Genomic DNA, 15,205 nt, shown 5'->3' with positions numbered 1-15,205 from the left:
CCACTTCCGGTCGTGATCATCGAACAGGTCCGGACCACGGACAAGCGGTTGCCCGCCGCCGTCGCGTGCGTGTCGGCCGCGGTCTTCCTGCTGGCCCGGCCGCACCTCGTCGACGACACGTTCATCACGCTCGCCTACGCGCGCAACCTCGCCTTCCACGGCCACTGGGGTCTGCTTGCCGACGCGACGTCGAACTCGGCCACGTCACCGGCCAACGTCCTCGCCCTGGCGGCCTTGACCTTCGTGGTGCGCGACGCCGTCTTCGCGGCCGGAGCGCTGTACGTGCTGAGCCAGGTCGCGCTCGTCCTGGCCCTGCGGCGGCTCGGCACGGCGTTGCCGCGCTGGTTCCCGGCGCTGACGTTCGCGGCGCTGACCGTGAACCCGCTGCTGCTGTCGTCGATCGGGCTGGAGGTCGCGCTGGGCTCGGCGGTGCTCGGGTGGGTGACGGTCTTCGCCATCGAACGACGTCCGCTCGCCTTCGGCATCGCCGCGGGCGCGCTCGCGCTCGTGCGGCTCGACCTGCTGATCTTCGCCTTCGTCCTGGGCTTCTCCGTGCGGTCCGGGCGGGCGGTGCTCGGCGCCGCCTTGGTCGCGCTGCCGTGGTTCGTGTTCAGCTGGGTCGTGCTCGGCGCGGCGGTACCCGACACGGTCGTGATCAAGACGCTGCAGGGCGCGCAACGAGCGTGGGGCGAGTGGAACTTCGGTAACGGCCCGCTCTTCTACGCCCGGACGGCCGGGTGGGCGACCGCGTTGTCGTTCCTGCCGCTCGCGTCGCTTCCCCTCGCGTTCCGGCTGCGGCCGCCGTTCGGATCGCTTGCCTTGGGCGGCGCGCTCTACTACGGCGCATACGCGCTGTTGAACGTTCCGCCTTACCACTGGTACTACGGTCCGGTGATCACCGCGGCGACGGTGTGCGCCTGCGCGTGGGCGGCTTCGCACCGCGTCGCGACCGGAGCCGTTCTCGCCGTGGTGGCCGCTTCTGTGGCCGCGTACGCGATTCCCGGCCTGCCGCGCGAGTTCGCGCCGCTGACGTCCAATTACGCGTCCACCGCCCGCTACGAGGAGATCGGCCGCGACCTGCGCGCCCTGGCCGGCGGCCGGGTGATCGGCAGCGCCGGTGAGATCGGCGTGCTGGCGTACACGTGCGAGTGCGCGATCGTCGACGTCTTCGCCGACCGCGGCCTGCTCCCCGCGGCGATCGAAGCCCGTGGCGCGTCGAGCCGCTGGGTCCGCGCGGCGCTGCGGGTGGACTACGCGTTCTTCGACTTCGACGTCCGGCCCCGGCGGCCCGTCCTCGTGCTGCGCCGGCTGCCGGGCCCGCCGCCGGACGCGCTCGCGCACTGGACGATCGACGCGCCGACGCTCGGGAAGCAGGAGCTCTACCTGGTGCCGAACTGAGCGTCCGCCAAGTCCAGCTCCGCGTGTTCGCCGCCCTCGAAGTCGGCACCCTCGTCGAAGACCACGCGCGAGAACTCGAACCGGCCGCCGGAGCGGACCCGGGTGAAGCGGACGTCGGCGGCGAAGTGCGCCCGGGAGAAGAACGCGCCTTCCTCGAACACCGACCGGTCGAAGTTCACGATGTCGCCGAACTCCGTGCCGTAGAACCCCACCTGGCCGGCGAAGCGCGTGCCGCGGATGTGGAGCTGGCCGACGAACCGGGCGCGGCTGAAGTCGGCGGCGGCCAGGGTGCAGCCGCTCAGCCGGAAGTCGACGAGCGTGGCCCGCTGCAGGTCGATCGCCATCCCCGGCCAGAAGCCCGCGGCGTCGTGGCTCAGGTGCGTCTTGAGCAGCTCCTGCACGGCCAGCCGGACGAGGAGCTCGCCCTCGCCGGGGTCCTCGCCCAGGTCACGGGCCGAGCTGCCCTTGAGACCCCGGGGCGGGGCCTTGAACGGCATCCGCAGGTACGCGCACAGCACGTTGACGATCGTCTGGCGCTGCTTCGGGTTGTCCTGCCCGAGCCGCTCCAGCGCGTAGAGCCCGCCGAGCCGCACGGGCGCCTTGTCGTTGCCGAGCTGCTCGACGGCCTTCGTGTACAGCTCGGTGACCCGCCGCTCCTCGAGGTCGCGTTCGGTCACGCCCGCGACGCGGGTCGTCTCGGCGAGCTGCAGCTCCAGCGTGCGCTGGCGGCGCGTCGCCAGCCACAGCGCGAAGACGCCGCCCGCGCCGGCGCCGATGCCGAACGCCGTCTTGACGGCGTCGATGCGCACCGGCGCGTCCGGCGCCCCGGACCAGCCCAGCAGCAGCCACAGCAGCCCGGCCGTGACGAGCGCGACGGCACCACCGGCGACCGCGACCCAGCGCCACTTGAGGACCGGCAAGGCTCAGACGGCGCCGTACTGGCGGTCACCGGCGTCGCCGAGACCCGGGACGATGAAGCCCGAGTCGTTGAGGCGCTCGTCGATGCTCGCGGTGACGACGCGGACCGGCAGGCCGGTCTTCTCCAGGTGCGCCAGGCCTTCCGGCGCGGCGAGCGCGCAGATCGCCGTGACGTCGTCGGCGCCGCGGTCGGTGAGCAACCGGATCGTGTACTCCATCGAGCCGCCGGTGGCGAGCATCGGGTCGAGCACCATGACCGGCCGGTCGGACAGCGACTCCGGCAGCGATTCGAGGTACGGCGTCGGCTTCAGCGTCTCCTCGTCCCGCGCGAGGCCGACGAAGCCCATCTGCGCGTCCGGGATCAGCTTGTGCGCCTGGTCGGCCATGCCGAGCCCGGCGCGCAGCACCGGGACGAGCAGCGGCGGCTTGGCCAGCGTGTAGCCCTCGGTGCGGGCGACCGGGGTGTGGATCCGCTCGGTCTTGACCGGCACGTCCCGGGTGGCTTCGTAAACCAGCATGACGGTCAGCTCGTGCAGCGCGGCCCGGAACGCGGCGCTGTCGGTGCGCGCGTCGCGCATCGTGGAGAGCCGGGCCTTCGCGAGGGGGTGGTCGACGACGTGCACATCCATGCGGGTCAATCTAGCCGTTTCGCGAAGCTCTTCACCCAGCCGCGCTGCCAGGGCGTTTCGACGGCTCGTTCGTGGTAGTGCTGCCTGGTCCAGGCGACGGCCCGGTCCGCGGGCACGCCGGAGAGGATCGCCAGGCAGGCCATCACCGTGCCGGTCCGGCCCGCGCCGCCGTAACAGGCGACTTCGACGGTTTCGACCTTGGCCCGCGCGTGCAGCGCCTTGATCTTTTCGCGGGCGTCCGCGGGCTTGGCGGGCAGCAGGAAGTCCGGCCAGGTGACCCATTCGTGCGGCCAGGTGATGCCCCCGCCGTGCTTGCGCCGCAGCCGGCTCGTCCCGAGGTACAGCCCGAAGTCCGGCTCGGGTTCGTCGGGTCGCGGGCGGGCCAGGCCCCGCCCCCTCACGCGGGTGCCGTCCGGAAACTCGACCATCGGGTCAGTGTCCTCCTGAAGTGGGACACCGCGAGTGGTTTTCGCCGCTAAGCTCCGCCGGGTGAGCGAACTGACGCCCGACCAGATGCGGGCTTCCGACGCGGACCGCGAACGCGTCGCCCAGGTGCTGCACAACGCCCTCGCGGAGGGGCGGATCACGGTCAACGAGCTGGAAGAGCGTCTTTCGACGGTCTACGCGGCCAAGACGATCGGCGAGCTCAAGCCCGTGACGGCGGACCTGCCGTCGACGTCGGCGGCGGTCCAACCGGCGGCTTCGCGCGCCTTGGGCTTCCCGGACCAGCGCATCGGCGGCCACCCGGGTTCCCCGGTGTCGATCGGCGTGATGTCGGGAGCGGTCCGCAAGGGCAGCTGGGTCCTGCCCCCGCAGCACACGAGCTTCGCGTTCTGGGGCGGCGCGGAGATCGACCTGCGCCAGGCCCGCTTCGCCGACCGCCAGTGCACGATCACGGCGGTGGCGATCATGGGCGGCATCACGATCACGGTCCCGGACGACATCAACGTCGACGTGACGGGGATCGGGTTCATGGGCGGGTTCGTGCTGGAGGACAAGTCGGGGGCACCCCCGGCACCCCCTACCGCGCCGACGGTGAAGATCAACGGGCTGGGCTTCTGGGGCGGGGTCGTGGTGTACCGGAAGCCGGCTCAGCGGACCGAACCGCCGCGGATCGAAGGGTCTTAGAGCAGCCCGGCGAGGTCGACGTTCACCGTGAAGGGATCGGTCACGGTGAACGGCCCGTCGTGCACGGCCGCCGGAGCGTAGGTCTTGGTAGTCGGGTCGAGCTGGTAGCGGAAGACGCGGAGCTTTTCGGGATCGTCGGTGTTCTCGACCCGCCAGAAGTGCTGGATGCCACCGGCGGCGTACTCGGCCGGCTTGTCGATCTGGTCGGCGGTGACCGAACCGGGTGACATGACTTCGACCACGAGGGCACAGTGCGCCGGTCGCAACACCATCTCGTCGGGCAAGGACGCGTCGTACACGACGATGTCCGGCCGCCGGTTGAGCAGCGGGACGTCACGGAGCCGGAGGTCAACATCGGTCGAGACCTCGAACTGCGGACCGCAAGCGTCCTCGAAGGCGTGCGCCAGCCGCCGTGCGAAGTTCTGATGCGAACGGCGTGGTGAGGGGTTCACGAGGATAGCTCCATCGACGATCTCGATACGCCGGCAGATCTCTTCCGGCAACGCATCGTAATCGTCCACGCTCAACCCCGCGGGCGGTAGATCCATCCAGCCCGGCAGAGCGGTCATTCTCACGCTTCCTCGCTGGCCTACGCCATGGTGTTCGCGGTAAGAGCGGATCAGGTGCAATCTTCAACATGATGATCCACCAATTCCGTCCTCAGCGTAGCTGACTGGGCTGCATAAATGCAGCTTGGCGACGCTCGGGGTAGCGTAACCCCGCTCATCGGCACGACGATTCCGATCATCGCCGCCGATCTGTTGCTTGTCTTCGCCGCCGCGCTCACAGCGCAACCGCCACGTCGCGGCGCGAACAGCCCGCTCACCCCACTCGCGTTACATTTGCAACCTCATTGTCACACTGGGTGACCCGCCTCCGGACCCCGCGAGCTGCCGGGCCCGCCGCCTAGACTCAGGCGCATGACAGCCACGACCAGCACGTCAGCGGCGCCGGCCACCCCGGCACCGCTGGTGGACGCGACTCGCGACGACGCGAGCCTGCGCCGCTTCCTGCTCGGGCTGCCCGGTGTCGACCAGGTCGGCGTCGAGCAGCGCGCGGCGGGCCTCGGCACGCGCAGCATCAAGAAGGACGCCAAGCGGTGGGCCATCGACACCGCCATCTCCATGGTCGACCTGACCACCCTGGAGGGCGCCGACACCCGGGGCAAGGTCCGGGCGCTCGCCGCGAAGGCCGTCCGCCCGGATCCCGAGCGGCAGGACACCCCGCGCGTCGCCGCCGTCTGCGTGTACCCGGACATGGTCGCCACCGCCGTCGAAGCCCTCCAGGGCAGCGGCGTCCACGTCGCCAGCGTCGCCACCGGCTTTCCCGCCGGGCGCACCAGCCGTGAGATCAAGCTGGCCGACACGAAGATCGCCGTCGACGCGGGCGCGCACGAAGTCGACATGGTGATCGACCGCGGTGCCTTCCTCGAGGGCCGGTACATGGACGTCTTCGAGGAGATCCAGGCCATCAAGCAGGCCTGCGGCGACGCCCACCTCAAGGTCATCCTGGAGACCGGCGAGCTGGCGACCTACGACAACGTGCGGCGCGCGTCGTGGCTGGCGCTGCTGGCCGGCGGGGACTTCATCAAGACGTCCACCGGCAAGGTCTCCCCCGCCGCGACGCTGCCGGTCACGCACATCATGCTGCAGGCCGTCCGCGACTGGCACGTCCGCACCGGCGAGCTGCGCGGCGTCAAGCCCGCGGGCGGCATCCGGACCACGAAGGACGCGATCAAGTACCTGGTCGCCGTGCACGAGGTCGCCGGCGAAGAGTGGCTGACCCCGGACCTGTTCCGCTTCGGCGCGTCCAGCCTGCTCAACGACCTGCTGCTGCAGCGCCGCACCCAGGTGGACGGCCACTACAGCGGCCCCGACTACGTGACGGTGGACTGATGCCTGTTTTCGAGTACGCCCCGGCGCCGGAGTCGCGCGCCATCGCGAACCTGAAGGACTCCTACAAGCCCTTCGTCAACGGCGAGTTCGTCGACGGTTCGGGTGACCCGCTGAAGACGATCAACCCGGCCACCGAAGAGGTCCTGGCCGAGGTCGGCACCGCGTCGAAGTCCGATGTGGACATCGCGGTCAAGGCCGCGCGCAAGGCGTACGACTCGGTGTGGTCGAAGATGCCGGGCACCGAGCGCGCGAAGTACCTCTTCCGCATCGCGCGGCTGATCCAGGAACGCTCGCGCGAGCTGGCGGTGCTGGAGAGCCTGGACAACGGCAAGCCGATCAAGGAGTCGCGCGACTCCGACGTCCCGACGGCGGCGGCGCACTTCTTCTACCACGCCGGCTGGGCGGACAAGCTCGAGTACGCGGGATACGGGCCCGACCCGAAGCCGCTGGGTGTCGCGGGCCAGATCATCCCGTGGAACTTCCCGCTGCTGATGCTGGCCTGGAAGATCGCGCCCGCGCTGGCCACCGGCAACACCGTGGTCCTCAAGCCGGCCGAGACGACGCCGTTGACCGCGCTGGTCTTCGCGGAGATCTGCCAGCAGGCCGAGCTGCCGCCGGGCGTGGTGAACATCCTGCCGGGCGCCGGCGACATCGGTGCGTCCATTGTGGAGCACGGCGGCATCGACAAGATCGCGTTCACCGGCTCGACCGAGGTCGGCAAGGCGATCCAGCGCCAGGTCGCGGGCACGCCGAAGAAGCTGACCCTGGAACTGGGCGGCAAGGCGGCGAACATCGTGTTCGAGGACGCGCCGCTCGACCAGGCCGTCGAGGGCATCGTCAACGGCATCTTCTTCAACCAGGGCCACGTCTGCTGCGCGGGCTCGCGGCTGCTGGTCCAGGAGTCCATCGCCGAAGAGGTCCTCGACAAGCTGCGCTACCGCGTCTCGACGCTGCGCATCGGCGACCCACTGGACAAGAACACCGACATCGGCGCGATCAACTCGGCCGAGCAGCTCGCCAAGATCCGCGGGCTCGTCGAATCCGGTGACGCCGAGGGCGCCGAGCGCTGGACCAGCCCGTGCCCGGTGCCGGACCGCGGGTTCTTCTTCGCCCCGACGGTGTTCGCGAACGTCCACCAGTCGATGCGGATCGCGCGCGAGGAGATCTTCGGGCCGGTCCTGTCGGTGCTGACGTTCCGCACCCCGGACGAGGCCGTCGCGAAGGCGAACAACACGCCGTACGGCCTTTCCGCGGGCATCTGGACCGAAAAGGGCTCCCGGATCCTGTGGATGGCGAACCAGCTGCGCGCCGGCGTGGTCTGGGCCAACACCTTCAACCGCTTCGACCCCGCCGCCCCGTTCGGCGGCTACCAGGAATCCGGCTTCGGGCGCGAAGGCGGCCGCACCGGGCTGGAGGCGTACCTGAATGTCTGACCGGATTTCCGTCGCGAAGACGTACAAGCTCTACATCGGCGGCAAGTTCCCGCGTTCGGAGTCCGGCCGTGTGTACCCGGTGACGGACGGCAAGGGCAAGTTCCTGGCGAACGCGGCGCACGCGTCCCGCAAGGACGTCCGCGACGCGGTGGTGGCGGCCCGCAAGGCGTTCGGGGGCTGGTCCTCCGCCACCGCCTACAACCGCGGCCAAGTGCTGTACCGGGTGGCCGAGGTCCTGGAGGGCCGCCGCGACCAGTTCGTCGCGGAAGTGTCCGCGTCCGAGGGTCTCGCGACGAAGAAGGCGGAGTCCATTGTGGACGCGGCGGTCGACCGCTGGGTCTGGTACGCGGGCTGGACGGACAAGATCGCGACGGTCCTCGGCGCGGCGAACCCGGTGGCGGGCCCGTACTTCTCGTTCACGGTCCCGGAGCCGACGGGCGTGGTGGGCGTCCTGGCGCCGCAGCAGTCGTCCCTGCTGGGCCTGGTCGAGGTGCTGGCCCCGGTCCTGGCCACGGGCTCGACGGCGGTGGTGGTGTCGAGCGCGGAGCGGCCACTGCCGGCGATCACGCTGTCGGAGGTCCTGGCGACCTCGGACGTCCCGGGCGGAGTGGTGAACATCCTGACGGGACGGGCAGCGGAGCTGGGCCCGTGGCTGGCGTCCCACGGCGACGTCAACGCGCTGGACCCGACGGGAGCGTCCCCGGAGGACCGGGTGGCGCTGGCGCGCGAAGCGGCGAACACGGTGAAACGGGTGCTGACGGTCCCGGCGGCGGAGCCGGACTGGACGGCCGCGCCGGACATCACCCGCCTGCGGCGTTATCTGGAGGCCAAGACGGTCTGGCACCCGCTGGGCGTCTGAAATCGCGAGGGGGTCGCCACCACGAGTCGGCGGCCCTCTCGCATTCCGGTCGGCGCGCACTTCGATCACCGGTACAGTCCCTGTCGGGTACGTAGCGTGACGCATCGGGGAGGGTGCAAGTGCCGGACGACGAAGAGTGGGCGTTCGAAAACGAGATCGACCTCTGGGACGACGACGAAGGCCAGCCGCAGGTCGAAGCCGAGCGGGAGCCGGACGGCCCCACCGGACGCGACGCGGATGCGGTCGTGACGGTGACCGTGTCGCCCGACGGCGAGATCCAGCAGGTCAGGCTCGCCGGCGACTGGAAAAGCAAGGTCGATCCCCGCGGCCTGCACGCGAACGTGCTGGCGGCGGCCAACGCGGCGACCATCGAAGCACTGGGGCGACGCGCACGGGAAGTCCGGGAGAACCCGCCACAGCGACCTCGGGGGAACGCGGACGAGACTCCGCTGAACGCGCGAGACGTTCTTCGGCTCAGCGATGCCGTGCGAGCCGAAGTCGACGGGGTCTCGGCCCGCCTGGCCCTGATCGACCGCCCGGTCGACGCGACGAGTTCCGGTGGACACGTCACGGGAACCGCTCAAAGCGGTCGCTTCGTCAGCCTGGACGTCGATTCGACCTGGGCATCGGCCGCGAGGAACGCCGAGATCGAAGCCGAGTTGACCGAGGTTCTGAAGTCGCTCCACCACAGTTCGGTGCCGGACGGCACGACCCGCCAAGTGGGGAAAGCCACGGCCGAACTCCTGAGTTTGATCCACGATCCCGACCGGTTGATCCGCCGGGTTCGGCTAGCCAGTTCGCAGCCGGGAACAACGGGAAGGGCCGAGGGCTGATGAGTGATGTCGAAGTGGCTTTGGAAGCTCTGCTGTCGGACGCGGCAGCTTGGGACGAGGCGGCCGGCGGCCTGGGAGAGGCGGGCGCCGTGGTCGCGCCGCTGGGTCTGACACCCGCGGATGTCATGAGCTACGCGGCAGGCCGGGGCTTCCACTACCAGTACGGGCTGATCCTCGCCAAGCTCGAAGACTCGCTCCGCCGAGGCGCGCTCAACTTCCACCGGATATCGGACAGCTTGCACCGGGGCGCCGCGATGTACCGGGTCTCCGAGGAAGAGCACCGGCGGAAGCTGCGTCAGGCCGGCGAACGCTGACGGCACGAGGGACGAGAACGATGACCAACGACGTGATCGACCAGGCGCTCGCCGGGTACGACAAGTTCAGGCAACTCGTCGAAGAGCTGTTCCAGAGGGCCCGTGATCTCCTGTCTTGGATCCCGGACGCCTTCGCCGATCTGATCAAGCCGATCCAGGACGGTCTCACCTTCATCGGCGACAAGGTGGCCGAGTTCGCCGCCCTGCACGAGAAGTTCGAACAGGACAAGGGTGACCCCGACAAGCTCCGGGCCTACGCCGTCGAGTGGGGTGACAAGTTCACCCAGCGGCTCGACGCGGTCGCCGGCTCGCTGGATCCGGAGTCCTTGAAGACCACGGTGCACTGGAGCGGTCCTGCGGCCGAGACCTACAAGATCGCTCTTTCCCAGCAGCTCAAGAAGGTCGACGCCGCCAAAGAGCTCGGCAGGCAAGTGCGTGACTCGCTCACCAATCTCGCCAATGCCGTCGAGACATTCTGGCTGACCTACAACTCGATCATTTGGGGCTTGGTCGGGGCGACCGCGGCCGCCATCGTCAGCGCGATGACCGTCGTCGGGCTGCCCGCCGCGCTCGGCATCCTCGCCACGGAGATCGCGGCCGGCATCCCCGCGGTGTTCGCGATCATCGGGGTGATCGACACGACGGTGGACACCATCCAAGACGAGCTGGTGGCGCTCCACGACAAGGCCGATGACCTCGGCGCGGGCTGGCACCAGACCGACACGAGCACCATGTCGCACCCGGGCGATTGGCGAACCGCCGGATGATGGGACCCGCTTCAGCCGCCGGTGTCTGGATCCCGCCTCGCATGGCCCAGCGTTTCCGCGGCTCCTGCCTGGTCCTCGGCTTGCTCACGCTAGCCGCGGGCGTGCTGGTCGGGTTCGGGATCCCGGTCGGCGGGTTCCTGCTCCCCGGCACGGCCGGCGCGATGGTCCTCAGCACGGTCGCGACCGGCCTCTTCCTCGGCCTGTTCCTCGTGGTCTCCGGCGTGACGATGACCTTGGCGCGAGGCTGGGTCGCGACCCTTCCCCAGGGCTATCTGCTCAACCGCCAGAAGTCGGCCACGGCGCTCTACGCGCTCGGGGTCCCGGTCGGCGCCGGCCTCTTCACGTCGTTGATCTTCTACGTGACCTTCATGGGCCGCTTTACGTGGTCGGCCGAGGGTGCCACCAGCACCGTCCACGTCGTGACGCCGGGCATCGCCGCCTACCTCTGTCTCCCGGCTGTCGCCGTCGTGCTGTGCGCGGTCAACTTCCTCGTCGGCCTGCCTTTGTTCCGGCCTTCGCCCCGAACCATCCAGCGGTACGCCCGCTAGCTCATCGTCACCGAGAAGTCCGTCAGCGTGAAGCGCGCCTTTCCGCCGCCCGTCGAGCAGAACTCGATCCCGTAGCCGATCTGGTTCACCGTCGGGTTGGGTGGGATCAGGCCCTTGCCGATCGCCCACGCGATCATCGCCTTCAGGTCGATGCTGCCCGCGTACTGCGTCGACCGGGACACGAACGCCACGTACCCGTCGTCGTCCGCCCAGACGTCGTACGTGAAGCCGCCCGCCGAGTACGTCGACAGCTTGTCGCCCGACGGCTGCTGCTTCAGGTTCTCCGTCCACACCATCAGCTCGCTGACGCCCGCCCCGTCGCCCACGCCGTTCAGCCACAGGTCGTACGCCACGTCGTAGATGCCGACGCCCGGGCCCCGGCCCGCGAACGTCGAACGGATCACCGAATAGTCGTTGAACGGTTTGCCGTTCTGGTTGTTGATGTCCTTGTGGACGTTCGGATAGGTTTTCACCGACGTCGAGTCGGGCTGGCTGGAATCGACGTACCAGTTGTCGTACGCGCACGCGCGCAGCGTTTCCGGGCCCGCCTCACCCGCGTTCCACATGTTGTTGTGGACGTAGTAGCCGCCGTCCGACCAGCCACCGTCGGCCTCGGACGTGGTGAACTCCGGGCTGCGGCAGCCGCGCACCGGGGTCGTCGACGGCGGCGTCGGAGTCGGTACCGCCGAACGGGAAGACGGCGTCGGCGAGACCGAGGCCGAGACCGGCGGTGCGGCCGTGGCACTCGAAGGAGGCGAAGGGGACGCCGGTGTCGAAACGGGAGCGGCCGCGCCGGCCACCGGGCCGGCACCGCAGCCCGCCACCACCAGAAAGGGAATCGCCAACAGCAAGGTCGACATTCTTCGTCGCATTTTTCCCGCCCGCAGCCACAATTCGGCAGAACGAGGCGGAACCCTAACACGAAAAAGCGGAAATCAGGCGTGGTCGTCCGCGGGGTCCAGATCGTGCGAAGTGATCGGGCGGCCCGGCAGCTCGGTGCCCGGCCGCGCGCTGAGGCCGTCGATCATGATGCCGACGCACCGGCGGGCCGCCATCTCGGCCACCTCCGGCGACTTCGCCCGCATCTGCCGCAGCAGCGTCGCGAACAGGATCGCGATGTCCCCCGATCCGACGTCCGGCCGGAGCCTGCCTTCGGCCTGCGCGCCGTCGACGAACTCGTCCATGACCACCAGGATCTCGTCGCGCAGCCGGCGGACCTCGGGGTCGTGCTTGAGGATGGCCAGCGCCCGCGGCGACACCATCGCCAGCTGGACGCTCAGCTGCAGCTCCACCGACTGCCGCAGTAGCCGCTCGAGCGCGCGCCACGACGACGTCTCCTCGGCGGCGATCGCCCGCGCGTCGACCAGCACCCGCTCGAAGTTGTCCATCGCGACCGCGCGCACCAGCGCGTCGCGGTCCGGGAACCGGCGGTAGAGCGTCCCGACGCCGACGCCGGCCGCCCGGGCGATCTCCTCCATCGGCACCTCGGGACCGGAGACGGCGAAGATGGTCTTCGCGGCGGCCAGGATCTGGTCGCGGTTGCGGCGCGCGTCCGCCCGCAGGGTGGTCTCGGGGTCTGCCGTCATGCCGTTCGCCTTCCGCTGAATCGCGCGGCCTGATTCTCGCATGGTCAAGCGGCCACACACCGGATCCGCACCGGGTCACCCGTTAGCTAGTGGACGACTTCCTTCCACTTCGGTACCTTGGGGCTAGAACCGGAATGTAATCCTCCGCATACTTTACGTCCGCTTTAGGGGGCCCGAAATGACCGAAGTCGCCGAACCCACCACGCAGGGCGACGTCTTCCCGCTCGTCCGCACGTGCCCGTTCGCCCCGCCGCCGGCGTACGAGAAGCTGCGCGAAGCGGGCCCGGTCCAGCGCGTCGGCCTGCCCGACGGCTCGGAAGCCTGGGCGATCACCCGCCTGGAAGAGGTCCGGCAGATGCTGACCGACCCGCGGTTCAGCTCCAACCGGTTCAACCCGGGCTTCCCGATCCTGACGAAGCAGGGCCGGCCGCAGCGCCGCCGCTTCACCGCGTCGCTGATCAACATGGACGCGCCGGAGCACACCACCGCCCGCCGCGAGGTCGTCGGCGAGTTCACCGTCAAGCGCATGAAGGCGCTGCAGCCGCGGATCCAGCAGATCGTCGACGAGCACATCGACGCCATCCTCGCCGGCCCGAAGCCCGCCGACCTCGTCTCGGCGCTGTCGCTGCCGGTGCCGTCGCTGGTGATCTGCGAGCAGCTCGGCGTCCCGTACGCCGACCACGAATTCTTCCAGTCGCGCAGCTCCACCCTGCTGAACCGGGAGGTGACGCAGGAAACGCGCATGCAGGCCGTCGAAGAGATGCAGGGCTACCTCGACCAGCTGGTCAGCGCCAAGGAAGCCGACCCGACCGACGACCTGCTCGGCCGCCAGGTCCGCAAGCAGCGCGAAGAGCACGGGGACGTCGACCACGACTCGCTGGTCTCGCTCGCGTTCCTCCTGCTCCTCGCCGGGCACGAGACGACGGCGAACATGATCTCGCTCGGCACGGTCGCGCTGCTGGAGAACCCGGACCAGCTCGAGATCATCAAGAACGACCCGGGCAAGACACTCGACGCCGTCGAGGAGCTGCTGCGGTACTTCACGATCGCGGAGTTCGCGACCTCGCGCGTCGCCACGGCGGACGTCGAGATCGGCGGCCGGCTGATCCGCGAGGGTGAGGGTGTCCTCGGCCTGAGCTACTCCGGCAACCGCGACGAAAGCGCGTTCGAGGACGCCGACAAGCTGGACCTCGAGCGCGGCGCCCGCCACCACGTCGCGTTCGGCTTCGGCCCGCACCAGTGCCTCGGCCAGAACCTGGCCCGGATGGAACTGCAGATCGTCTTCGACACGCTGTTCCGCCGCATTCCGGAGCTGAAGCTGGCCGCGCCGGTCGACCAGCTGCCGTTCAAGCACGACTCGCAGATCTTCGGCCTCTACTGCCTGCCCGTGACCTGGTGAGGGGGACGCCATGACCACCGTCGAAAAGCACGAGTTCCCGATGACCCGCACGTGCCCGTTCGCGCCGCCGCCGGCGTACGAGGAGATCCGCGAGGGCGGCTCCGTCGAGCGGGTCCGGCTGCCCGACGGCGGCCACGCCTGGGTGGTCACCCGGCTCGAGGACGTCCGGACCGTGCTGAACGACCGGCGGTTCAGCGCCGACCGGCAGCACCCGGACTTCCCGCAGCTGGTCAAGGGCGGGTTCCGGCGCCAGGGCGACGAGCGCACGATGATCACGATGGACGCGCCCGAGCACGGCCCGGCTCGCAAGGCCGTGCTCGGTGAGTTCACCGTGCGCCGGATGGAGGCGCTGCGGCCGCGGATCCAGGAGATCGTCGACGGGCAGATCGACGCGCTGCTGGCCGGGCCGAAGCCCGGCGACCTCGTCGAAACGCTGTCGCTGCCGATCCCGTCGCTGGTGATCTGCGAGATGCTGGGCGTGCCCTACGCCGACCACGACTTCTTCCAGACCCACACGGCGAAGCTCATCAAGCGGGCGACCCCGCCCGAGGAGCGGCGGGCGGCGTTCGACACCATCCGCGGCTACATGGCGGACCTCATCGCGGAGAAGGAGCAGAACCCGCCGGACGACCTGCTCGGGCGCCAGATCGTCAAGCTGCGCGAGGACGGCACCTACCGCCGGGAGTCGCTGGCCGCGACCGGGTTCCTGCTGCTGGTGGCCGGGCACGAGACGACGGCGAACATGATCTCGCTGTCCACCGTGGCGTTCCTGCGCAGCCCGGAGCAGCTCGCGGTGATCAAGGCCGACCCGGGCAAGACGCTCGACGCCGTCGAGGAGATGCTGCGCTACTGGACGATCGTCGACGCGGCCACCGCGCGCCTGTGCGTCGAGGACATCGAGGTCGGCGGGCAGCTGATCCGCGCCGGCGAAGGCGTCCTGGCGCTCGGCTACGCGGCCAACCGCGACCCGCGGGCGTTCGACGACCCGGATTCCCTCGACATCGAGCGGGGCGCGCGCCACCACGTGGCGTTCGGCTTCGGGCCGCACCAGTGCCTGGGCCAGAACCTCGCCCGGATGGAGCTGCAGATCGTGTTCGACACGCTGTTCCGGCGCGTTCCTTCGCTGGAACTGGCGGCTCCGGTGGACGACCTGCCGTTCAAGGACGACGCGAACATCTACGGGCTGTACCGGCTGCCGGTGACCTGGTAGAGATCGAAGAGCCATCCCACCACAGTCAGGAAGCGACCACCATGAAGATCATCGCGGACACCGGCAAGTGCGTCGGCGCGGGTCAGTGCGTGCTCACCGAGCCCGCGCTGTTCGACCAGAGCGAGGACGACGGCACGGTCATCGTCCTCGACGACCAGCCCGCGGGCGAGCTGGTCGAGAAGGCCCGCGAAGCGGTGCACGTCTGCCCCAGCCAGGCCCTTTCCCTGCAGGAGTGACCACCCCCGGTCGTGAGTGAGAAACAGTGTTCTAACCCTGTTTCTCACTCAC

General features: G+C 69.7%; 18 protein-coding genes. 12 read left to right on the top strand and 6 right to left on the bottom strand.

The genetic code is table 11. The features are described 5' to 3' along the window. Positions 1-12 precede the first annotated feature (12 nt). On the top strand, positions 13-1,398 hold the full coding sequence (locus ACWEVP_RS49455; RefSeq protein WP_452069564.1) for a hypothetical protein: 1,386 nt from the start codon (positions 13-15) through the stop codon (positions 1,396-1,398). Here ACWEVP_RS49455 and ACWEVP_RS49450 read toward each other — a convergent pair. From ACWEVP_RS49450 to ACWEVP_RS49440, 3 genes are read right to left on the bottom strand one after another with little or no spacing between them, the layout of a single operon-like run. After that, positions 1,380-2,318: a pentapeptide repeat-containing protein gene (locus tag ACWEVP_RS49450; RefSeq protein ID WP_452069563.1), complete on the bottom strand. Its 939-nt coding sequence runs from the start codon at positions 2,316-2,318 to the stop codon at positions 1,380-1,382. The genes ACWEVP_RS49455 and ACWEVP_RS49450 overlap by 19 nt on opposite strands. A gap of 3 nt (positions 2,319-2,321) precedes the next feature. After that, on the bottom strand, positions 2,322-2,945 hold the full coding sequence (upp, locus tag ACWEVP_RS49445; RefSeq protein WP_452069562.1) for a uracil phosphoribosyltransferase: 624 nt from the start codon (positions 2,943-2,945) through the stop codon (positions 2,322-2,324). A 5-nt stretch (positions 2,946-2,950) separates the two neighbouring features. After that, entirely contained in the window at positions 2,951-3,373 is a 423-nt protein-coding gene (locus tag ACWEVP_RS49440; protein ID WP_452069561.1) for a protein-tyrosine phosphatase family protein, read from the bottom strand. An 85-nt stretch (positions 3,374-3,458) separates the two neighbouring features. Here ACWEVP_RS49440 and ACWEVP_RS49435 point away from each other — a divergent pair, with 85 nt between their 5' ends. Further along, positions 3,459-4,073, top strand: a complete 615-nt coding sequence (locus ACWEVP_RS49435) for a DUF1707 SHOCT-like domain-containing protein (RefSeq protein WP_452069587.1) — start codon at positions 3,459-3,461, stop codon at positions 4,071-4,073. Here the strand turns inward: ACWEVP_RS49435 and ACWEVP_RS49430 are convergent. Then, positions 4,070-4,642: a Uma2 family endonuclease gene (locus ACWEVP_RS49430; RefSeq protein ID WP_452069560.1), complete on the bottom strand. Its 573-nt coding sequence runs from the start codon at positions 4,640-4,642 to the stop codon at positions 4,070-4,072. The two genes, ACWEVP_RS49435 and ACWEVP_RS49430, sit on opposite strands and share 4 nt — an antisense overlap. A gap of 351 nt (positions 4,643-4,993) precedes the next feature. Between ACWEVP_RS49430 and deoC the strand changes: the two genes are divergently transcribed. From deoC to ACWEVP_RS49395, 7 genes are all read left to right on the top strand, one after another. After that, positions 4,994-5,968 carry a deoxyribose-phosphate aldolase gene (gene deoC / locus ACWEVP_RS49425; RefSeq protein WP_452069559.1) on the top strand — a complete coding sequence of 325 codons (975 nt, stop codon included), beginning with the start codon at positions 4,994-4,996 and terminating at the stop codon, positions 5,966-5,968. Next, the gene (locus tag ACWEVP_RS49420; protein ID WP_452069558.1) at positions 5,968-7,401 is read left to right on the top strand and encodes an aldehyde dehydrogenase family protein; all 1,434 of its coding nucleotides are present in this window, start codon (positions 5,968-5,970) and stop codon (positions 7,399-7,401) included. Before deoC ends, ACWEVP_RS49420 begins: the two co-directional genes overlap by 1 nt. After that, positions 7,394-8,260: an aldehyde dehydrogenase family protein gene (locus ACWEVP_RS49415; RefSeq protein WP_452069557.1), complete on the top strand. Its 867-nt coding sequence runs from the start codon at positions 7,394-7,396 to the stop codon at positions 8,258-8,260. The genes ACWEVP_RS49420 and ACWEVP_RS49415 overlap by 8 nt, the downstream gene beginning before the upstream one ends. Positions 8,261-8,379: 119 nt before the next feature. Next, positions 8,380-9,093 carry a hypothetical protein gene (locus ACWEVP_RS49410; RefSeq protein WP_452069556.1) on the top strand — a complete coding sequence of 238 codons (714 nt, stop codon included), beginning with the start codon at positions 8,380-8,382 and terminating at the stop codon, positions 9,091-9,093. After that, on the top strand, positions 9,093-9,407 hold the full coding sequence (locus ACWEVP_RS49405; protein ID WP_452069555.1) for a hypothetical protein: 315 nt from the start codon (positions 9,093-9,095) through the stop codon (positions 9,405-9,407). The genes ACWEVP_RS49410 and ACWEVP_RS49405 overlap by 1 nt, the downstream gene beginning before the upstream one ends. A 20-nt stretch (positions 9,408-9,427) precedes the next feature. Beyond that, entirely contained in the window at positions 9,428-10,174 is a 747-nt protein-coding gene (locus tag ACWEVP_RS49400; protein WP_452069554.1) for a hypothetical protein, read from the top strand. Positions 10,175-10,215: 41 nt separating this feature from the next. After that, positions 10,216-10,722 (top strand): hypothetical protein, encoded by a 507-nt coding sequence (locus tag ACWEVP_RS49395; RefSeq protein ID WP_452069553.1) that lies wholly within the window; start codon positions 10,216-10,218, stop codon positions 10,720-10,722. Here ACWEVP_RS49395 and ACWEVP_RS49390 read toward each other — a convergent pair. Further along, a complete protein-coding gene (locus ACWEVP_RS49390; RefSeq protein WP_452069552.1) occupies positions 10,719-11,582 on the bottom strand; it encodes a GH12 family glycosyl hydrolase domain-containing protein in 864 nt (287 codons plus the stop codon). The genes ACWEVP_RS49395 and ACWEVP_RS49390 overlap by 4 nt on opposite strands. A gap of 75 nt (positions 11,583-11,657) precedes the next feature. Then, positions 11,658-12,308, bottom strand: coding sequence for a TetR/AcrR family transcriptional regulator (locus ACWEVP_RS49385; protein WP_452069551.1), 651 nt, complete (start codon positions 12,306-12,308; stop codon positions 11,658-11,660). A 178-nt stretch (positions 12,309-12,486) separates the two neighbouring features. On the opposite strand from ACWEVP_RS49385, the gene ACWEVP_RS49380 reads away from it, so the two are divergent. Genes ACWEVP_RS49380 through ACWEVP_RS49370 form a run of 3 tightly spaced genes read left to right on the top strand, consistent with a single transcriptional unit; the run spans position 12,487 to position 15,153 of the window. After that, positions 12,487-13,707, top strand: coding sequence for a cytochrome P450 (locus tag ACWEVP_RS49380; RefSeq protein WP_452069550.1), 1,221 nt, complete (start codon positions 12,487-12,489; stop codon positions 13,705-13,707). 10 nt (positions 13,708-13,717) lie between these two features. Continuing rightward, on the top strand, positions 13,718-14,917 hold the full coding sequence (locus tag ACWEVP_RS49375; protein WP_452069549.1) for a cytochrome P450: 1,200 nt from the start codon (positions 13,718-13,720) through the stop codon (positions 14,915-14,917). Between the two features lie 41 nt (positions 14,918-14,958). Next, positions 14,959-15,153, top strand: coding sequence for a ferredoxin (locus ACWEVP_RS49370; protein ID WP_452069548.1), 195 nt, complete (start codon positions 14,959-14,961; stop codon positions 15,151-15,153). Positions 15,154-15,205: the final 52 nt, after the last annotated feature.

It is taken from the genome of Amycolatopsis sp. NPDC003865 (assembly GCF_053605345.1).
Note: the sequence above shows the minus strand (reverse complement) of the source record. Positions and strands in the feature narration are given on the sequence as shown.

Excerpts from the sequence above, each read along its gene's own strand:
- upp (WP_452069562.1), bottom strand. The coding sequence starts at position 2,945 with ATGGATGTGCACGTCGTCGACCACCCCCTCGCGAAGGCCCGGCTCTCC.
- ACWEVP_RS49440 (WP_452069561.1), bottom strand. The coding sequence starts at position 3,373 with ATGGTCGAGTTTCCGGACGGCACCCGCGTGAGGGGGCGGGGCCTGGCC.
- ACWEVP_RS49435 (WP_452069587.1), top strand. The coding sequence starts at position 3,459 with ATGCGGGCTTCCGACGCGGACCGCGAACGCGTCGCCCAGGTGCTGCAC.
- ACWEVP_RS49430 (WP_452069560.1), bottom strand. The coding sequence starts at position 4,642 with ATGACCGCTCTGCCGGGCTGGATGGATCTACCGCCCGCGGGGTTGAGC.
- deoC (WP_452069559.1), top strand. The coding sequence starts at position 4,994 with ATGACAGCCACGACCAGCACGTCAGCGGCGCCGGCCACCCCGGCACCG.
- ACWEVP_RS49420 (WP_452069558.1), top strand. The coding sequence starts at position 5,968 with ATGCCTGTTTTCGAGTACGCCCCGGCGCCGGAGTCGCGCGCCATCGCG.
- ACWEVP_RS49415 (WP_452069557.1), top strand. The coding sequence starts at position 7,394 with ATGTCTGACCGGATTTCCGTCGCGAAGACGTACAAGCTCTACATCGGC.
- ACWEVP_RS49405 (WP_452069555.1), top strand. The coding sequence starts at position 9,093 with ATGAGTGATGTCGAAGTGGCTTTGGAAGCTCTGCTGTCGGACGCGGCA.
- ACWEVP_RS49400 (WP_452069554.1), top strand. The coding sequence starts at position 9,428 with ATGACCAACGACGTGATCGACCAGGCGCTCGCCGGGTACGACAAGTTC.
- ACWEVP_RS49395 (WP_452069553.1), top strand. The coding sequence starts at position 10,216 with ATGGCCCAGCGTTTCCGCGGCTCCTGCCTGGTCCTCGGCTTGCTCACG.
- ACWEVP_RS49390 (WP_452069552.1), bottom strand. The coding sequence starts at position 11,582 with ATGTCGACCTTGCTGTTGGCGATTCCCTTTCTGGTGGTGGCGGGCTGC.
- ACWEVP_RS49385 (WP_452069551.1), bottom strand. The coding sequence starts at position 12,308 with ATGACGGCAGACCCCGAGACCACCCTGCGGGCGGACGCGCGCCGCAAC.
- ACWEVP_RS49380 (WP_452069550.1), top strand. The coding sequence starts at position 12,487 with ATGACCGAAGTCGCCGAACCCACCACGCAGGGCGACGTCTTCCCGCTC.
- ACWEVP_RS49375 (WP_452069549.1), top strand. The coding sequence starts at position 13,718 with ATGACCACCGTCGAAAAGCACGAGTTCCCGATGACCCGCACGTGCCCG.
- ACWEVP_RS49370 (WP_452069548.1), top strand. The coding sequence starts at position 14,959 with ATGAAGATCATCGCGGACACCGGCAAGTGCGTCGGCGCGGGTCAGTGC.